The organism is Pseudomonas sp. LBUM1676 (genome assembly GCF_059695605.1).
Genome location: NZ_CP166777.1, coordinates 2452024 through 2470013 on the forward strand (window position 1 = coordinate 2452024; position 17990 = coordinate 2470013).

Genomic DNA, 17990 nt, shown 5'->3' on the forward strand with positions numbered 1-17990 from the left:
CTGGCCGCAGGTTAAAAGTAAGTCGGCCAGGTACGCATTTCATGGCGCCCGACACCGTTATTGAATCCGCGTCGCTGAGCCGCCAGCGCCTCGACAAGAAAGCGCCGGGTTTCTCCCGGTGCAATCACCTCGTGGGTGCCCATCGCACCGGCCAGGGCGAAAGCCGAGGTGTCTTTTGAGAATTCGGCGTGGAGCTGGGCATAGCGCTCGGGATCGCTCTCGCGCGTCACGTCATGCACGACGCTGACCGCAACGCCGGGGTCGACGAAGCTGACGTCGGCCATGCACCAGGCGGCCGACTGGTCGCTATTGCGGCCACCGCCGAAATTCAGATAGGCCTGACCGAAGCTCTTGCGCACGATCACCGAGAGCTTCGGCACCGAGCACAGTTGTACGGCGTGAATCATGTTCATGATGTGTGCGGGTGCGCTGCGTTTTTCGCCTTCGATACCGACCAGGAAACCGGGGGTATCGACCAGAAATATCAGCGGGATGTTGAACGAGTCACACAGGGCGATGAAGCCGGTGGCCTTGCGGCAGGCATCGGCGTCCAGAGCCCCGCCCTTGAATTGCGGGTTGGAGGCGACGATGCCGATACTGGCGCCTTCGAGACGGGCGAAGGCGGTCACCACCGAGCGGCCGAAACGATCCTTGAGTGGGAACAGACTGTCGCGATCGACCAGCGTGGCGAGCAGCTTGCGCATGTCGTAGGTTTTGCTGCGTTCGACCGGGACGATGCTTTCGGGTCCTGCCGGGTCGGGTCGGTCCTCGGGTCCACAGGGCAGTACGGCTGGCGCCTCATTCGAATGAGAGGGCAGGTAGCTGAGAAAACGCCGGATCGCGGTCAGCGCTTCCTGGTCATTGTTGACCACCATGTCGGCCAATCCGGTGATTTCAGCATGCATGCGCCAGCCACCCAGTTCTTCGGTATCTGACGACTCGCCGATCGCCACCGAAGTGACCTTCGGGCTGGAGACGGCGAGCAGTGCGCCTTTGCGCATCACCGTGAAATCGGACAGGCACGAGTACCAACTCGCCGAGCCAAAACAGGGGCCGAGTACCGCGCTGACCCACGGGGTCTCGCGGCGCCGGCAGTATTGCTGGGCATCCTGGCCGCCACCGGCCATGCTGCCCGCGCCCATCGCGTCCTGCATGCGCTGGCCCGACGATTCGCCGAGGAAGATCAGCGGCATGCCGTTGCGGGTGGCACATTCCTTCATGTAGGCGATCTTGCGGGCATTGATCCACGACGACGATGCGCCTTTCACGGTCATGTCGTTGGACACCACGGCCACCCGGCGCGAGTCGATGCGGCCAAAGCCGGTGATCTTGCCGTCGGCCGGTGTGCTGTCGCGATCCTCGGGGCGGGCCGAGTGAGCCAGCATGCCGATCTCGCTGAACGACTGTGGGTCCAGCAGACCCTCCAGGCGTTCCCGTGCGTTGAGCACACCCGCGTCGCGGCGCAGTGAGAGCTTGGCCTCGCCGCCCATCTGCAGGGCGCTTGCGCGGCGGGCGTGCAGTTCTTGTTCGGGTGATGAGTGTTCGCGAGTCATTGGTAAGTCTCATTGGGAACTATGACGGCACGTCCGACGATTTCGCCGCGACGCATTTGGCGCAGGACCTCTGGCACTTCGTCCAGCCGGTGGCGCTTCAGGTGGATCGGTAAACGGCCAGCAGACGTCAGCGCGACGAGTTCGATCAGCTCGGACTTGCTGCCACCGAATGTGGTGCTGATCATCGCGCCATAGGGCAGCGAACCATTGCGCAGCTCGAATGCACCGTGTCCGCGCCCGACCACCACGATGTGCCCGAGGGGGCGAATCACGCCGGCGGCCAGGCGCATGGAGTCGCCGCTGCCGACAAAATCCAGGACCGCATCGACCATGCCAGCACGCTTGATGAACACGTCGGGTGCCAACTCCGTTGCATCCAGGACCAGTTCTGCTCCCTGTTCGACGGCGAGCCCCAAGGCCTCATTGCGGGTGTCGATGGCGATGATGCGGGTCGCCGTGATCGCGCCAAGTGCAGCGATAGCGATATGCCCCAGCCCGCCGACACCGATGACCAACACACTGCTGCCGGGTCGCAGTAGCGGTGCGACGCGCTTGACCGCATGGTAGGAACTGAGCCCGGCGTCGGTCAGCGGTGCGGCTTTCCAGGGTTCGAGATTGCCGATATCCACCAGGCAGTCCTCGCGTATCACGACGTATTCGGCGAGCCCGCCGTCATAGCCGCCGCCGTAGATGCGCCGCGAGGCGGAGCAGTAGTTGTTCCAGCCGTCAATGCAGGCCTGGCAATGACCACAGCCGGGTGTGCTTACGGCACACGCCTGTCCGATTATCCAGGACGCGACACCCGGCCCCACGGCGTCGATCCAGCCGGCGATCTCATGACCGAGGGTCATTGGCAGCTGCACATCCAGGTGCGCAGGCGAGCAGCACAGATCGTCCAACGCATGCAGATCCGACTGACAAACGCCGTTGCCTCCGACCCGCAGACGCACTTCACCGGGGCCGGGAACCGGCACAGGCACTTCGCACAGGCGACCGCCGTCCTGCCAGTCGAACATGCGAAAGGCCTGCATGGTTCGAATCGGGGTTGGCGTTTTCATAGTCATTCACCGTCTCCTTTGGCCAGCACCATGGACATGAATGCCGACATCAGCAGCCCGCTGGCCTGGACCAGGCAGCTGCTGGCATTGGCGACCTGGCGCTCGCCGCATTCGCCACGCAGCTGGCGCACGGATTCGATCATCAACTGCATGCCGAATTGACCCGAATGATTGAAGGCCAGTCCGCCGCCCGAGGTGTTCACCGGTAATGCGCCGCCGGGCGCGGCGATGCCACTGCGCAGGAATGTGCCAGCCTGGCCTGGCGCGCAGAAGCCGATGGCCTCGAGTGCGACCAGCACGTTGATGGTGAAGGCGTCATATATCTGCACCATGCTCAATTCGTCCCGGGCAATGCCGGACATGCGCAGCGCCCGTTCTGCGCAATCGCCGATCACGCCAGGGTCGAGCCAGTCGGTGGGGCCGAGCGGCGTCACGTGATGCACATAGGTGTCGGCGAAACCGCGGATGAAAACGGGCGGTTTCGCCAGCGTGCGCGCGTGTTCGGCCTTGGTCAGGATCAACGCACCGGCACCGTCGCTGACCAGGCAGATATCAGCCTTGCGCAACGGGTCCGAAATCAGTGGCGAAGCCAGGTACTCTTCCATCGTCAGAGGTTTGCGCAGCGTGGCCTGGGGATTCAATTGCGCCCAGCGCCGCGCGTTGATCGCTACCTCGCCGAGGTCCTCCGGGCTCGCCTGATAGCGATGCAGATACTGCTGCGCAAGCATCGCGTACCAGCTGATCGGGTTGAGCACGCCATAGGGCGCGACGAATTGTCCCGACGGCGAGCGCGGGTCGCTGATAACGCCGCCTCGGTTGCGGCTGTGATCCAGGCGCTGGGTGCTGCCGTAAGTGACCAGCGCTACCGAACACAAGCCGGCATCGATGGCAGCCATGGCATGGATCAAGTGGGTCAGCGGCGAGCCACCGCCCACCACCGTGCTGTCGACATAACGCGGCGTGATCCCCAGGTACTCGCTCACCAGCAGCGCATTGGCGCGGTCGTCCCAGTGGGCGAATACCCCATCGACATCCGCGAGCGTGAGCCCGGCATCGAGCAAGGCGTCGCGGGCCGACCGACATTGCAGCGACAGCGCGGTGTCACCCGGTTGAGCCTTGCCAAGACCGGCCTCGCCCACGCCGACAATGGCGTAACGGCCAGCCAGACCGGAAGCGTCGATTGTCATGGTTGCGGCTCCTGCGCGACGAGCTGCGCACGCACGTCTTTCTTCAACACCTTGCCGACCGGACTGCGCGGCAGGCTCTCCCAGAACAGCACCTGTTTGGGCGTCTTCAAGCTGCCGAGTTTTTCACGGCAGATCGCGATGAACGCTTCAGCAGTCGCACTGGCGCCAGCCTTGAGTTCGATGACGGCGATGACTTTTTCGCCCCAGTCGGCATCGGGTATGCCGACCACCGCGCAATCCATGACCGCCGGATGCGCCCAGATCACCTGTTCGATCTCGCTCGGGTAGATGTTGAAGCCGCCGGAGATGATCATGTCCTTGGTGCGATCGACGATGTACAGGTAACCGCCTTCGTCGAAAACACCGATATCACCGGTGTGGTGCCAGCCGAACCGTCGGGCCTCGGCATTGGCTTGCGGGTTGTCGTAGTAACCCGGGGCGACCAGCTCGCCGCGCACGACGATCTCGCCGCGTTCGCCGGACTCGACGATCCGTCCTTGCTCATCCATCAATGCCACTTCGCAGGCGCCGGTGGGGCGGCCGGCGGAGCCCAGGTGCTTGCCGTCACGCATGTGATCTTCGCGGGTCAGCACCGTGATCACGCCTGGCACTTCGGATTGGCCATAACACTGTACGAACACAGGTCCCCACAACGCGATACCTTCGCGCAATTTGTCCACGGACATCGGCGCGGCACCGTAGATCACGTATTCCAGTGACGAGCAATCACGGGTTTTGGCATCCGGATGCGACAGCAATCGGTAGATCAGGGTCGGCGGCAGGAACAGGTGGGTGATGCGTTCGCGTTCGATGGTTTCGAGGACCGCACCAGGGTCGGCGGAGGGGGCGATCACGTTGCGCGTGCCGAAACTCGACAACGCCATGGCGGTCGCGCCCGCAGCATGGGTCAGCGGTGCCACGACCAGGTGCGCGGGGCTTTTCGCCGGTGGCATGAACTGGTTGCTGATGCGGTAGCAGGCCAGCAGTGCACGATGGCTTTGCAGGATTGCCTTCGGCCGTCCGGTGGTGCCTCCCGAAGACTTGATCAGGGCGGTGTCGTCGAGGGATTGGTGCACGATGCAACGCTGACCTGCATGTTCCCGGCACCAGTTGGCGATACTCAACCCGGCAATCGGTTCGTCCAGACCGATCACAGTGGTCAGGGTCGGTACGCCTGCCCGAATGCGCTCGGCATGCTCGGCGTATTGGGAGTGCAGCACCAGCACGGACAGGCGGGTGAAGCTCATGAACCAGATCAGGCTATCAATCGAATCACGGGCGTTCAGGGGAATGAAGGTGGCCCCCGCGCGCAAGGCGCCCAGCATGGCGACGAAGCTCAGCGGATGGTTGGGTGCCAGGACGCCGACATGGGGCGAACTCAGGTTCAGCAGCGACAGGGCATGGCCGATGGCATGGGAGTCGGCCTGGACCTCGGCGTAGGTGAGGCTGAAACCTGTGCCTTGCAGGCAGACATTGTCCGGGTGGCGGTTGGCGCCGGCATCGAAGTGGTCGGTAATCATTTCCATGGTGACGGCTAATCCAAAAGAGTGAACTGGGGCAGCGTGCAGGATTCGCTGACGGACTCGAAACAGACGCCGACGCGGGCGCCGATGGCGACGCGCTCAAGGTCGGCATCGAGGATATTGGCCACCAGGCGCACACCTTCGTCGAGGTCGATCAGTGCCACGACATAGGGCAGCCGGGACTCGAAGGCCGGCGAGGGGGCGATCCGGCAGACCGTGTAGCTGTAGATGCGTCCTTGACCGCTGGCGTCGATCCATTCGATGCGGTCTGACAGGCAGCCGATACAGAACGCCCGTGGGTAAAACTGGCAATTGCCGCAGTTACCGCAACGCTGGATCACCAGTCGCTGCTCCTGGGCGGCCGCCCAATAGGCGGCCGTCTCGGTGGTGGGTTGCGGCAGTGGCCGTGCAGGGATAGGAGTCGACATGGCAGCCTCAGCGAGTACGCAGTTCGAAACCGGCCATGGCGATATGCACATGGCGTTGCTCCGGGAGCCTGGCCAGGCCGGCGATCAGTTCGTGCAGCGGACGCCGCACACTGAAGGTGTCGTCGACCACGGTCGGTATCAGCCCGGTGATTTTTTCGTCGCCGTACATGGCGCGCAGCAGCAGTTCATCATCCGACAGACCAGGGTAGCGACGACGCAGCTCGGGAACCCTGGGCGCCAGCGCCGGTGGTTCAATGGCGATCTCGCGGGAGCCGTTGGCGAGCACGCGATCCTTGATGTCGGGGTCCACCGGCAGCGGCAGGGCGCCGAAGTAGCCGCACACGTACTTCTTCACTTCGTCCGGTACCACCTTGTAACGCTCGCCGCTGAGCACGTTCATCACTGCTTGTGCGGCGATCATCGCGGGGAAGGGCGTGGCCATCACGGGCGAACCCAGTTCCACGCGGATGCGGGCGATCTCCTCGAGTACCACCGGCAGCTTGTCAGCGATCCCCGCCAGCTGCAGTTGCGACTGCAAATTGGACATGGCGCCGCCAGCGTATTGGGTGACAAAGTGCGCCGGGTCGTATTCCGCCGGGACACCCACGGGGAGGCCGTTCTCTTCGGCAATCCCGGCGAGGTAGTCACCGATCTCGTCCGCGGCGCGATCATCGAAACTCACATCGAAGCCGATCTCGCGCAGGTTGCGGGCCAACATCTGTGCCGATGGCCCGGCATTGCCGTTGGCCAGCGGATCGATCGAACACAGCAAGCGGTCGGCACCGTGCACCGCGGCTTCGATTGCAACCAGCGAACCGGTAGCGTTCAGGCAATGGGTGAGCACTTCCAGCGGCCGGTCGCCGATCTCGGCCTTGATCGCCTGCACAATGCTGCGCACTTGCTCCACGGTCATGCTGCCGCCGGCATCGCCGAAGGCAAAGGCATCGATGTCGAAGCGTTCGATGGCCTCGCGCGCCTTGGCGGCATAGAACGCCGCGTCGTAGCCCGGTGCCAGGTTGTAAATCAGGGCGAGGGTGGTGGTGGCGCCCAGTCGCTTGGCCGTCGTGATCGCAGGTACAAGGTTATCCCAGCAGTGCAGGGAGTCGAGGAACGCGATATCGCGCGCACCGTTGGCGACCAGGCGTTCGACGTACAACTCGCTGAGGTCGTCCGGCTCGGGGTAGAAGCTGCGCAACATGTTGCTGCGTACGATGCCGCGCAGTGGCGTGCGGCGCGCGCGCTCGGACAACAGGCGCAGGCGCTCCAACGGATTCTGATTGAGGAACAGCACGCTGGCGTCGAACTGCACCAGGGCAATGGCTTCTATCACGTCGAAACCCAAGGCATCCAGACGCTCGGCCATCGGCAGCATGTGCTCGGTGCGCATGCGGGTAGCCCACAGGCACTGGTGCGCGTCACGCAGGGTGGCATCGACCAGCTGGATACGGCGTCGTTTGCCGGTGCGGGCGAATTCCGCCTGTACTTTTTCGCGTAGTTGATTCAGCACATGTCACCCCTTGCTGTGTTCGAGATGGATGGACAGGCCCGGGCCTGTGACGCTCAATACGGTGTAGTCGGGCCAGCGTTGCAGCAGCCCGTGAGTCAGGGCTTGCTCAGGCGAGCGGACTTCATAGTGAAGTTTGTGCAACGGTGGCAGCGCAGCGCAGCCGCAGATCAGTGCTGCCAGTGCATCTTCAGTAGTTGGCACGATGATCGGACGGCAAGGGTGCGCGACGGCGCCGATGCGTTGTTGCAGACTGGTCAGCGACGTGTCGATCGGGCCGTAGCAGCCTTGCAGCCAGCGGCGCAGCGCGGGCTGCAACGTGGCGTAGCGCGGGCCGGCATCGAGATGCTCGAGGGCCTGTCTCGCGATGGCTTGTGCGAAAGGTTGCAGCATCGGCGGCTGGCCCAGCTCCTGGCGAATGCGCGTGCACTCGTGGGAGAACTCGAACAAATCGGCCAGGCGTCCGCGCTCGCGCAACGCTTGCAGGGCCGGCACGGCGATTTCCCCCGGCAACTGGTGTTCGTAGGGCGCCAGGTCGAAGGCCCAGGGCTGGCTCTCGGCAAATCCTTCCTGATCCGCCACGGCAGCGAGTTGGGCCTGGGCTTCTTTTATACGATCCTGATCCGGCGATTGCACAGGCAGTTCGAGCAGCGCCGCAGAGCGCACTAGCAGCGCCAGCGAGGGCGTCGATGCGCCGTTGGCGACAGCGGGCAGCGCAGCATCGAGGCGCTCGATACCGAGCCGGATCGCCTCCAGTGCGACCTGCGGACCGAGGCCGGTATGGCAGCGGGTGTGCAGATCCAGAGGTTTGCGATCGACGCCGCTGCGCAGGGCCGCGAGCAGGCCGGGCAGGCGATCGACATGCAGCAGGCCGGCTTCGTCGCGCAGCATGATGCGCTGTGCGCCGGTCTGGGCCAGGCGTGCGGCCGCGGCCGAATACCAGGCGTCGTCATGCTCAAGGTCGTCTGCATAGGGCAGGGCGGCGACTGCGCTCAGGCCGTTGGCCAACGCCATTTGCACGGCGTCGCCCAGGCGCTGGAAGTCCAGCTGCGGATCGATCAATACGACCTCGCTGATGCCGGACTTGGCGAGCAGGCGCAGCCAGCCGTCTAGCGCTTCGCCGGCGAGCACATCGATATGGCCATGGGCGGGCAGCAGGTTCACCGTCGCGCGCAGGGGCGTGCCATTGGCGCGCTGGCGCAGTGCGGCGACGCGTTGCAGCGGGTTTTCATCGCGGCTGATGCACTGCGCGATGACGGCCGGACTCAGCACCTCGATCGCGGCAAGTCGGGCGTGCCCCAGCGAGTTCATGGTCCCCAGCAGCATCGCTGTACTGGCGGCACCATCCCAGGTGGCGGTCTGGCCATCGCTCAGACTGACATCGACCAATGTTGTCATGCTCATGCGCGCTCCTTGGCTTGTTTCAAAGCCTGTTTGCGGGCCGGTACGAAGACGTCTTCAACCCAGCGCGTGGTGACCCGGCCTGCGACGAAGTCCGGGTGGTCGAGTACCGCATGATGGAAGCTGGCCGTGGTCGCCAGCCCGACAACCTTCATGTCCTCCAGCGCCTTGCGCATCAGCACGATCGCTTCACTGCGGGTCGGCGCATGCACAATCAGTTTGGCGAGCAGGGAGTCATAAAAAGGTGGTACGGTGGCGCCGCTGTAGCAGTGAGTATCGACCCGAACGCCCTTGCCCGTGGGCGGCTGCCATTCGCTCACCAGGCCCGGGCTTGGCAGGAAATTGCGGTCCGGGTCTTCGGCATTGATCCGGCATTCGATCGCATGCCCGACCAGCGTGACGTCCGCCTGACTGAACGACAGCGGCAGGCCGGCGGCGATGCGAATCTGCTCGGCGACCAGGTCGAACCCGGTGATCATTTCCGTCACCGGATGCTCGACCTGGATGCGGGTGTTCATCTCCAGGAAATAGAATTTTCCATCGCGGTCGTCGACCACGAATTCGATCGTACCCGCGCCGAAGTAGCCGACATTTTTCGCCAGACGTACGGCGCATTCACCCATATGTTCGCGGGTTTGCGGCGCGAGGCTGGGGGAGGGTGCTTCCTCGATCAGCTTCTGGTGACGGCGTTGAGTCGAGCACTCCCGTTCGCCCAGGTGCACCACGTTGCCATGGCGGTCGCCCATGATCTGGATTTCGATATGGCGCGCCAGTTCGATGAACTTCTCGACATAGAGGGTCGGATCGCCAAAGGCCGCTTGCGCTTCCGACGAGGCCGAGCGGAACGCCGCTTCGGCCTCTTCATCGCTGCGCACGATGCGCATGCCGCGGCCGCCACCGCCGGCCGTCGCCTTGAACAGCACCGGATAGCCGATCTCGCTGGCGATGCGGCGTGCGGTGTCGGCATCGGCGACGGCGTCCGAGCCGGGTACCCGCGGTACTTTGGCCTTTTCTGCCAGACCGACGGCGGTGATTTTGTCACCCATCGAGTCAATGATCTCGGCGGAAGGGCCGATGAACACCAGCCCTGCGTCTTCGCAGGCCTGAGCGAAATGCGAGCGCTCGGAAAGGAAGCCATAACCCGGGTGGATAGCGTCGCAGCGGTGTTCCAGCGCGGTGCGCACCAGCAGATCGGCGCACAGATAACTTTGCGCAGCCGGTGGCGGACCAATGATCACGTACTGGTCGGCCAGACGGGCGGCCAGGCTGTCCTGGTCGGCTTCGGACACGGCCGCCACCGATTCGATACCCAGGGTTTTGCAGGCCCGCACGATGCGGACAGCGATTTCGCCACGGTTGGCGATCAGGACCCGGCGAATGTCGCGGGTTGCCACGGGAATGCTGCTCATCAGCGAGTCTCCGGTTCGATAATCATCAATAACTGATCCCGCTGAACCATCTGCAGGTCCTGGGCGACGATGCGCACGATGCGGCCTTTGACGGGGGAAGCGAGGGTGTTGAAGAGTTTCATGGCTTCCACCAGGCACAGGGGCGTGCCTGTTTCCACCAGGGCGTTTTCTTCGACAAAGGACGGTTGGTCGGGGCTGGGCTTGCGATAGAAGGTGCCCATCATGGTCGCGCGCACGGCGACCTGGCCCTCGGCGACTTCGGGTTCGCTGGTGACCGGCACCGCGGGCGCCGGCTGTGCGGGTTTTGCGGGCGTGGCGCCTTGGGCAGGCTCCAGGGGCCGTTGAATCGTGCCGGACTTGCTGGCCGTCAGTGTGGTGTCACCGATGCGGACCTCAAGAAAGTCCAGATGGGTCGTGTGATCCAGAATCTCCAGGATCCTGCGTGCTTCTTTATGAGTGAGCGACATGCCTGATGGCCTCTTGTTGTTCGAATTGCCTGGACGAATAAAAACATTGAAAAGTAGGATTGTCAACAATCATACAATCATGTAGTTTGTTGATCATTGCTCAGGGCGTTTGCGCAGGTCGTGTTGAAAAAGCGTAGCGTGTGCAGGCCAGGGCTCAGCGAATTCAGAAAACAGTAGTGTTTTGGAGGGGGCGAGAATGAGTACAATCACTGTTAAATCGGATGTCGCTGGAACGGTATGGCAAATCCATGTCCGCGAAGGCGATGTCGTTGAAGAAGATCAGACGCTGATCATCATGGAGTCCATGAAAATGGAAATCCCCTTGATGGCTGCGGAATCGGGTCGAGTGGTCAGCGTTCTCGTTGCCGAGGGCGAGGTGGTCAAAGATGGCCAGGATGTTTTGCTGATGGAGTGCGATTGAAGTCTATGTCAATGAATGCAGGTTCGGCGTCGGCCGCCAAGGGCGGTAGTGCAATAGGTATCATGCGCGCTGGTCGCCAGCGCGTGTTGACGATGCCGGAGCAGATTGCCGAGAGCATTACGCTTGCGATTCTGCGCGGTGAATACGGGCCGGGTGACTCCGTGCGTGAACAGGAACTGGCCGACCATTTCCAGGTTAGTCGTGGTCCGATTCGCGAGGCCCTGCGCATTCTCGAGAAGGTGGGCGTGGTGACCATCGTGCCGCAGCGTGGCGCGCATGTCACTTCATTGAGCCGGCAGGAAATCGACAACCTGTTCGAGATCCGCGCCGTGTTGGCCGGGTTGTTGGCCAGGCACTTGGTGGATGTTGATGCGTCTGTCGTGAATCAGATGGACGCCATCGTCACCCGGCTTGAGCTGATCGCCGGGCAATCGGATGCGCTGGATGAATATGCGCAGGGCAGTTATCGCCTGACCACACTGTTGTTCCAGGCATGCGGCAACAAGCAGTTGGCCGAACTGATGGGGGCACTGGGTATCCAGACCGCACGCTATACCCGGTTGGGGTTGCGTTCGGCAGAGCGTCGGCAGATTTCCGTCGTGCATTGGCGCGAGCTGGTCGAAGCACTCAGGCAAAACAGCAATACGGTGGTCGGGCAGCTGATGGTTGAACTGATCAGCGCTTCCCACCAGGCCGCATTGAATCAGCTTGAGTAAATAACACACGGGGGCACAACACTCCGTAGTGCTGTGTCAAATTGTCGACAATAAGACAAAAATATCATGACAAAAGAACGCACCGCAGGATTAATGCTTAGTTGGGCTGCCCGACAGCACCGTGGCCGCACCGCCCTGATTTTCGGGGACGACTGCCTGACCTATGACGACGTCGAGACGGGCAGCAACCGTCTAGCCCATGCCCTGGTTTCGCTTGGGTTGCAGGTCGGGGAGCGCGTGGCTGTGTTGCTCAACAATTCGCCCGAGGCGATCGAGAGCGTTTTCGCTGTCGAGAAGGCGGGCCTGGTTTATGTAGCGCTCAATGCCCGGCATACCTTGGCCGAGCAGATCGCCATCCTGGACGACGCCGGTGCGAGCCTGCTGGTGGTGGGGCCGGAATTCCGTGAGATCGGCGAAGGTGTTCGCGATCGCGTCGCCAGCTTGCGTCATGTGATCGGGCTTGGCTGGCAGGCGCCGCAGGTACTGGATTATCGGCAACTGCTCGCGGTAATGCCGGCACATGCGCCCGATGTTCAGGTCTCACCGCAGGCGTTGCTGCGTATCGCATATACCTCGGGCACGACCGGTAAACCCAAGGGCGTCACCTACACGGTAAAGCGCTGGTACGAACGCCTGACTAACCACTTCTATGCCATGGAATACAGCCTGGGTGTGGAAGACGCGATGTTGCATGTCGGCCCCTTGACCCATGCCGCCGGTGTCCATTTGCTGCCCTGCTACTTGCGTGGTGCGCGCAATGTGATTCTGGAGAAGTTCGAGCCTGTGGAGACGCTGCGGCAGATCGAGCGGCATCACATCACGCAAATGATGTGCGTGCCGACCATGCTCACACGCTTGCTTGACACCCTCGACAGCGGTGTCGAGGCCGATCTCTCGTCGCTCAAGTGCATTCATTACGGGACCGCGCCTACCTCCGTTGACCTGATCCGCCGCTCCATTGCGCGGTTCGGTCCGGTGATGCGCCAGCAGTATGGGATGACCGAGGCGGTACAGCCGCTGACGGTGCTTTATCCGCACGAACACGCTGAGGACGCAGTGCTGCGCTCCTGCGGCAAGCCGACGGCCAATGTGCGGATCACCGTACGCGACGGGCAAGGGGAGGAGCTGCCGGTGGGTGAAATCGGCGAGATCGCCCTTGAGAGTTTCGGTATCGGCGAAGTGGCTTTCTGGCGCCGTCCCGATCTGGAGGCCGAGGCCATCCGCGATGGCTGGTACTACTCGGGCGATCTTGGCTATATCGACGAACAGGGCTTCCTTTATATCGTCGGGCGCAACAAGGACATGATCATTTCCGGTGGTTTCAACGTCTACGCGCGGGAAGTCGAGGATGCGCTGGAAAGCCATCCGCACGTCGTCGAAGTTGCAGTTCTTGGTTTACCTGACCCGGAGTGGGGCGAGCGTATCGCGGCCTTTGTCGTCAGACGCGAAGGCACCACGGTCGACAGCGAGGCGCTCGGCAGTCATTGCGCCGCATTGATCGCCGGCTACAAGAAACCGCGTCTGATCGAGTTCGTTGATGCCCTGCCGCGCAACAATGCCGGCAAGGTCGTGAAAAACATTCTGCGCGATGACTATCTCGCGCGCCTGGAGAGGAAATCATCATGAGCACGCCTGTTGCCCCCGAATGGTCGCTGGAGCTCGACGACATCCGTGCGCGTCGTGAAGTCGCCTATGCATTGGGTGGCCCGGAAGCGGTGGAAAAGCATCATGCCCAAGGCAAGCTCACGGCGCGTGAGCGCATCGGTCATCTACTCGAGAGCGACAGCTTCGAGGAATTCGGCATATTGGCCGGCGCCGTGAAGTACACGCCAGAAGGCAAGATTGCCTCCGCCACGCCGAGCACGGCTGTGGTCGGCGTGGGCACGATCGAACAGCGGCGTACCGTGGTGGCGGCGGATGATTTCACCATTCGCGGCGGTTCGTCGGAAGCGGCCGTAGCCGAAAAGTGGATCTACGCCGATCGTTATGCCTGGGAATACAAGCTGCCGATCATCCGCATGATCGACAGCGCCGGTGGCAGTGTGAAGCTGCTCGACAAGCTCGGTCATACCAAGATTCCGGGTTATGCCTTGTTGCCGATCACCAACCTGCTGGGTGCGGTGCCGGTCGTCGGCATTGCTCACGGTGCCTGTGCAGGACTGGGTGCACTGCGGGTCGCCGCCTCTCACCTGTCGATCATGGTGCGCGGCCAGAGCCAGGTATTTGCGGCCGGTCCGCCGGTGGTCAAGCAGGCGTTCGGTATCGATATCGACAAGAACGACCTCGGCGGTTACGACCAGGTGCATCGTCACAGCGGCATGATCAATCTGGCCGCCAACTCCGACGCCGAGGCGCTGGATCTGGCCAAGCGCTTCTTGTCTTATCTGCCGGGCAATGTCTGGGAGCAGCCACCGCGCGTGGTATCGACGGACTCTCCCGGTCGCCGTGACGCTTGGCTCAACGATGCCATTCCCCACGACCGGCGCAAGATTTTCAACCCGCACAAGATCCTCAAGTCGCTGGTCGACAAAGACAGTCTGTTCGAGATGTCTCCGGATTTCGGCGCGTCGACCATCACCGCTTTTGCCCGTCTCAACGGCTATTCGGTGGGGATCATCTGCAACAACCCGCGAGTCGGCGGCGGTGCGCTCACCCGTGCGGCGGCGCTCAAGCAGACCCGTTTCATCGACCTGTGTGACACCTTCCATCTGCCGCTCATTTACCTCGTGGACCAACCGGGCGTCATGACCGGGCAGGAGGCGGAGATGCAAGGAACCCTGGTTGCCGCCATGCAGGCCGTGCATGCGATCGAGCAGGCCAGCGTGCCCGTCATCACGATCGTATTGCGTCGCTGTGTCGGTCTCGCCGGTGCCATGGTCAGCCCCTGGCACGGTCCGACGGGCACGGCGTTGCCGCACCGTTTTGCCTGGCCTTCGGCGCAGTGGGGCTCGATCCCTATCGAGGGTGGTGTAGCGGCAGCTTACAAGCAGGAAATCGCCGCAGCCGATGATCCGCTGGCGCGTCGCAAGGAGCTGGAGGCTCATTACCAGGCCCTGGCTTCACCGCTGCGTACGGCCGAACGCTTTGGCGTTATCGATGTTATTGAACCGGACAGTACGCGTCCGCTGCTGTGCAACTGGGTGGGTGACGCGTATCGCATCACCGCACTTTCCCTTGGGCCGAAGCGGCGGACCATGCGCTAGTCCTGCGGTCAAGCTTCACGCCGAGTTGAGTAGAGTGTTTCCACGCTCATCCGATGTAAGCAGCAACACTTAGTGAATTTTTATTATGTCCAGATCCGCCGTCATTCAGTTTCAGTCGGTTGTCAGCCACCACCTGCCGGGTGTATCGGCCAGCATCGTCGTCGCTATTGCGGCGCGGTTTCTGGCTGACCAATACCAGGTGCCGGTGATGCTGCTGGCGCTCCTGCTCGGTATGGCCATGAATTTTCTGGCGGCGGGGCCGAGCAAGCCGGGAATCGATTTCAGCGCTCGTGAAATCCTGCGCGTCGGGGTTGCCTTGTTGGGCCTGCGCATCTCCCTGGAGCAGATCGTGGCGCTGGGTTGGCATCCGGTGCTGATTGTGGTCGTTTCGGTGGTGGTCACCATATTGGTGTCAATGCTGGCGGCGCGCGCGCTGGGCTTCAATGTGTTGTTCGGTCTTTTGTCCGGTGGGGCCACCGCGATCTGCGGGGCATCCGCGGCGCTGGCGTTGGCGGCGGCGCTGCCTGCCCATCAGGCCAAGGAGCGGGCGACGCTGTTCACTGTGATTGGCGTGTCCAGCCTGTCGACCCTGGCCATGATCCTTTATCCGGTGATCGCCAAGGCGCTTGGACTGGATCCTTTGCAAGCTGGGGTGTTTCTCGGTGCCACCATCCATGACGTCGCGCAGGTGGTCGGTGCCGGGTACAGCATGTCCCATGACATCGGCGATACCGCCACGGTGGTGAAGCTGATGCGCATCGCCATGCTGTTGCCGGTCATCGTCTGTGCGGTCCTGATCACCCGTGCTCAGGGCGGGCAGGGGACAGGTGAGCGGCCACCGTTGTTGCCCTGGTTTGCCGTGGCCTTCGTTGTATTGGCGACGGTAACCAGTTTGGGTTGGCTCCCTGCCGTGGTGCAGAGCCTGGGCAATCAATTGTCCAGCTGGTGTCTGGTCGTGGCCATCAGCGCGCTCGGGATGAAAATCCAGCTGAAGGAGCTGGCTACGGTGGGGTTCAAACCTATTCTGTTGATGCTCGGTGAGACTTTGTTCTTGCTGGGACTGGTGTTGCTGTTGCTGCGACTGGGTAGTTGAGTCTGGCCATTCGGTGCTGCTGTGTCTGCTGACTCCAGCGGTATTGATCGGGTCGCTTTGAATGAATCAGACAGTCCCCCTGACGGGGTTATGAGTAGTGGGCGCCGTTACGCCCAAATGTGAAGAGCCGGGTGTTTTTCCATGTACACAAAACAACAACAACAACAACAACAACAAAAACGGAGCCAACGTATGCGAATCAACAAAAATCATGGTTGTGGCGTGTTCGAGCCAACACTTCTGGCCTCGGCGCTGTTCATCGCTGTGTTGCCGGCTGCCCAGGCTTTCGAAATCACCACCGGCAGTGAAGACTGGGCCGTGCGTTTCGACAACACGTTCAAGTTCAACTATGCCCAGCGGGTCGAAAGCCCCAACAGCAAGCTGGCCAATTCGTGGAACAACAACGACGGCAACCGCAACTTCTCCTCGGGCAGTGCGGTGTCTCAGCGCCTGGACGTGCTCTCGGAACTGGATGTGACCTACAAACAGAAGATGGGTTTTCGCGTCAGCGCCAACACTTGGTACGACCACGCCTATGACCATGTCGGCAGCGATAACGCGGCCACCAACCAGCTCAACCACGGGGTGCCGGACTCACGCCATATCAGCGGTTACGCCGATCGCTACTACAACGGCCCGTCCGCCGAGATCCTCGATGCCTTCGTGTTCGGCAGCATGGAAGTCGGCGAAGAGTCGATCCTCAGCGCCAAGCTCGGTAGCCACACCCAATACTGGGGCGAAAGCATCCTGGCTTTCGCCCACGGCAACAGCTACGGCCAGTCCGGCCTGGATATTTCCAAGGCACTGGCGGTACCCGGCACCGAAGCCAAGGAGTTGTTCATCCCGCGTAATCAATTGTCCGTCAACTTCACGGTCAACCCGGAGCTGACCCTCGGTGCCCAGTACTTCCTCGACTGGGATGCTTCGCGCCTGCCGGAGTCCGGCACGTACCTGGGCTTCAACGATGGCATCCAGAGTGGCGGGCATAACCTGTCGCTGATCGGCGGCGTCAACCCGTTCTTCGGTGCCCCTGGCCCGATCGGTGCCAACCAGTTCCTGCGCCTGAGCAATGGCCATACCTTCACCCCGGACGACCGTGGCGATTTCGGCTTGATGGCCAAGTGGAGCCCGGAATGGCTGGACGGCACGCTCGGTTTCTACTACCGCAACACCTCCGACATCCTGCCCAACCTGGTCCTGCAGCCAACTGCCGTCGGCCCGGCACAGATCATCTCCGGCAACATTGGCAGCTATAACCAGTTCTATGTCGATGACATCGATATCTACGGCATCAGCCTGTCGAAAAGCATCGGTGGGGTCAGCGTCGGCTTCGACCTGAACTACCGCGAGAACATGCCACTGGCCAGCGTGGCCGGCACTGTCAGCCCTGCAGCGGCAGCGGCCGGCTTGCCCGGCTTCATCGGCGGCTTCAATGGCGAAGACGGCGTGGCCCGCGGCAACACCGTCCACGCGGTGCTCAACGGTTTGACCACCTTTGCCGACACGCCACTGTGGGACAGCTCCTCGTTGCTGGTCGAGCTCGGCTACAGCCGCTGGCTGAAGGTCACCGACAACAAGCAGCTGTTCAAGGGTGAGGACTGGTACCACGGCACCGACAAGGTCACCAAGGACAACTTCATCGTTGGCGTCAACTTCAACCCGACCTGGTACCAGGTGTTCCCCGGCATCGATATGTTTATGCCGATGACCTACAACGTCGGCCTCGACGGCAACTCCGCCGTGCAGCTCGGCGGTAACGAGGACTCCGGCAGTTATTCGGTCGGCATTGGCATGGATGTTCGCAACCAGTACCGCTTCGACCTGAAGTACGTGGACAACTTCGGTCCATTCGATACCTGCAGTTCGCCAGGCAGCGCTGGCAACCCTGGAGACGGCGCTGCACCGGGTGCCAACGGGCAGTACAACTGCGCGCCCGGTCAAACCACCTCGTTCGGTGGCACTCCGCCGCAGCTCAAGGATCGCGGCATGGTCACCTTGACCTTCAAAACGACTATTTGATCGAACCG

15 protein-coding genes are annotated in these 17990 nt (G+C 62.3%); 6 read left to right on the forward strand and 9 right to left on the reverse strand.

What is annotated here, in order from left to right:
- Window positions 1-11: 11 nt before the first annotated feature.
- Genes ACA041_RS11590 through ACA041_RS11630 form a run of 9 tightly spaced genes read right to left on the reverse strand, consistent with a single transcriptional unit; the run spans window position 12 to window position 10530 of the window.
- Window positions 12-1553 carry an acyl-CoA carboxylase subunit beta gene (locus tag ACA041_RS11590; protein ID WP_497441212.1) on the reverse strand — a complete coding sequence of 514 codons (1542 nt, stop codon included), beginning with the start codon at window positions 1551-1553 and terminating at the stop codon, window positions 12-14.
- Window positions 1550-2617 carry an alcohol dehydrogenase catalytic domain-containing protein gene (locus ACA041_RS11595; protein ID WP_497441213.1) on the reverse strand — a complete coding sequence of 356 codons (1068 nt, stop codon included), beginning with the start codon at window positions 2615-2617 and terminating at the stop codon, window positions 1550-1552. The genes ACA041_RS11590 and ACA041_RS11595 overlap by 4 nt, the downstream gene beginning before the upstream one ends.
- Window positions 2614-3798, reverse strand: a complete 1185-nt coding sequence (locus ACA041_RS11600; RefSeq protein ID WP_497441214.1) for a thiolase C-terminal domain-containing protein — start codon at window positions 3796-3798, stop codon at window positions 2614-2616. The genes ACA041_RS11595 and ACA041_RS11600 overlap by 4 nt, the downstream gene beginning before the upstream one ends.
- Entirely contained in the window at window positions 3795-5324 is a 1530-nt protein-coding gene (locus ACA041_RS11605; protein WP_497441215.1) for an AMP-binding protein, read from the reverse strand. Before ACA041_RS11605 ends, ACA041_RS11600 begins: the two co-directional genes overlap by 4 nt.
- A gap of 8 nt (window positions 5325-5332) precedes the next feature.
- Window positions 5333-5749, reverse strand: coding sequence for a Zn-ribbon domain-containing OB-fold protein (locus ACA041_RS11610; RefSeq protein WP_497441216.1), 417 nt, complete (start codon window positions 5747-5749; stop codon window positions 5333-5335).
- A 7-nt stretch (window positions 5750-5756) separates the two neighbouring features.
- On the reverse strand, window positions 5757-7256 hold the full coding sequence (locus ACA041_RS11615) for a hypothetical protein (RefSeq protein WP_497441217.1): 1500 nt from the start codon (window positions 7254-7256) through the stop codon (window positions 5757-5759).
- A 3-nt stretch (window positions 7257-7259) separates the two neighbouring features.
- The gene (locus tag ACA041_RS11620) at window positions 7260-8657 is read right to left on the reverse strand and encodes an acetyl-CoA carboxylase biotin carboxylase subunit family protein (RefSeq protein ID WP_497441218.1); all 1398 of its coding nucleotides are present in this window, start codon (window positions 8655-8657) and stop codon (window positions 7260-7262) included.
- The gene (gene accC, locus ACA041_RS11625; protein WP_497441219.1) at window positions 8654-10063 is read right to left on the reverse strand and encodes an acetyl-CoA carboxylase biotin carboxylase subunit; all 1410 of its coding nucleotides are present in this window, start codon (window positions 10061-10063) and stop codon (window positions 8654-8656) included. Before accC ends, ACA041_RS11620 begins: the two co-directional genes overlap by 4 nt.
- Complete coding sequence (locus ACA041_RS11630; RefSeq protein ID WP_497441220.1) at window positions 10063-10530, reverse strand: acetyl-CoA carboxylase biotin carboxyl carrier protein; 468 nt, start codon at window positions 10528-10530, stop codon at window positions 10063-10065. Before ACA041_RS11630 ends, accC begins: the two co-directional genes overlap by 1 nt.
- A gap of 196 nt (window positions 10531-10726) precedes the next feature.
- On the opposite strand from ACA041_RS11630, the gene ACA041_RS11635 reads away from it, so the two are divergent.
- The 6 genes from ACA041_RS11635 to ACA041_RS11660 all read left to right on the forward strand — a co-directional run bounded on the left by ACA041_RS11635 (window position 10727) and on the right by ACA041_RS11660 (window position 17982).
- Window positions 10727-10951, forward strand: a complete 225-nt coding sequence (locus ACA041_RS11635) for an acyl-CoA carboxylase biotin carboxyl carrier protein subunit (RefSeq protein ID WP_497441221.1) — start codon at window positions 10727-10729, stop codon at window positions 10949-10951.
- A 5-nt stretch (window positions 10952-10956) separates the two neighbouring features.
- Window positions 10957-11667 (forward strand): GntR family transcriptional regulator, encoded by a 711-nt coding sequence (locus ACA041_RS11640; RefSeq protein ID WP_497441222.1) that lies wholly within the window; start codon window positions 10957-10959, stop codon window positions 11665-11667.
- 66 nt (window positions 11668-11733) lie between these two features.
- Window positions 11734-13293, forward strand: a complete 1560-nt coding sequence (locus ACA041_RS11645; RefSeq protein ID WP_497441223.1) for a class I adenylate-forming enzyme family protein — start codon at window positions 11734-11736, stop codon at window positions 13291-13293.
- On the forward strand, window positions 13290-14870 hold the full coding sequence (locus ACA041_RS11650; RefSeq protein WP_497441224.1) for an acyl-CoA carboxylase subunit beta: 1581 nt from the start codon (window positions 13290-13292) through the stop codon (window positions 14868-14870). Before ACA041_RS11645 ends, ACA041_RS11650 begins: the two co-directional genes overlap by 4 nt.
- Before the next feature lie 85 nt (window positions 14871-14955).
- Window positions 14956-15963, forward strand: coding sequence for a YeiH family protein (locus tag ACA041_RS11655; protein WP_497441225.1), 1008 nt, complete (start codon window positions 14956-14958; stop codon window positions 15961-15963).
- Window positions 15964-16155: 192 nt separating this feature from the next.
- Window positions 16156-17982 (forward strand): DUF1302 domain-containing protein, encoded by a 1827-nt coding sequence (locus ACA041_RS11660; RefSeq protein ID WP_497441226.1) that lies wholly within the window; start codon window positions 16156-16158, stop codon window positions 17980-17982.
- Window positions 17983-17990: the final 8 nt, after the last annotated feature.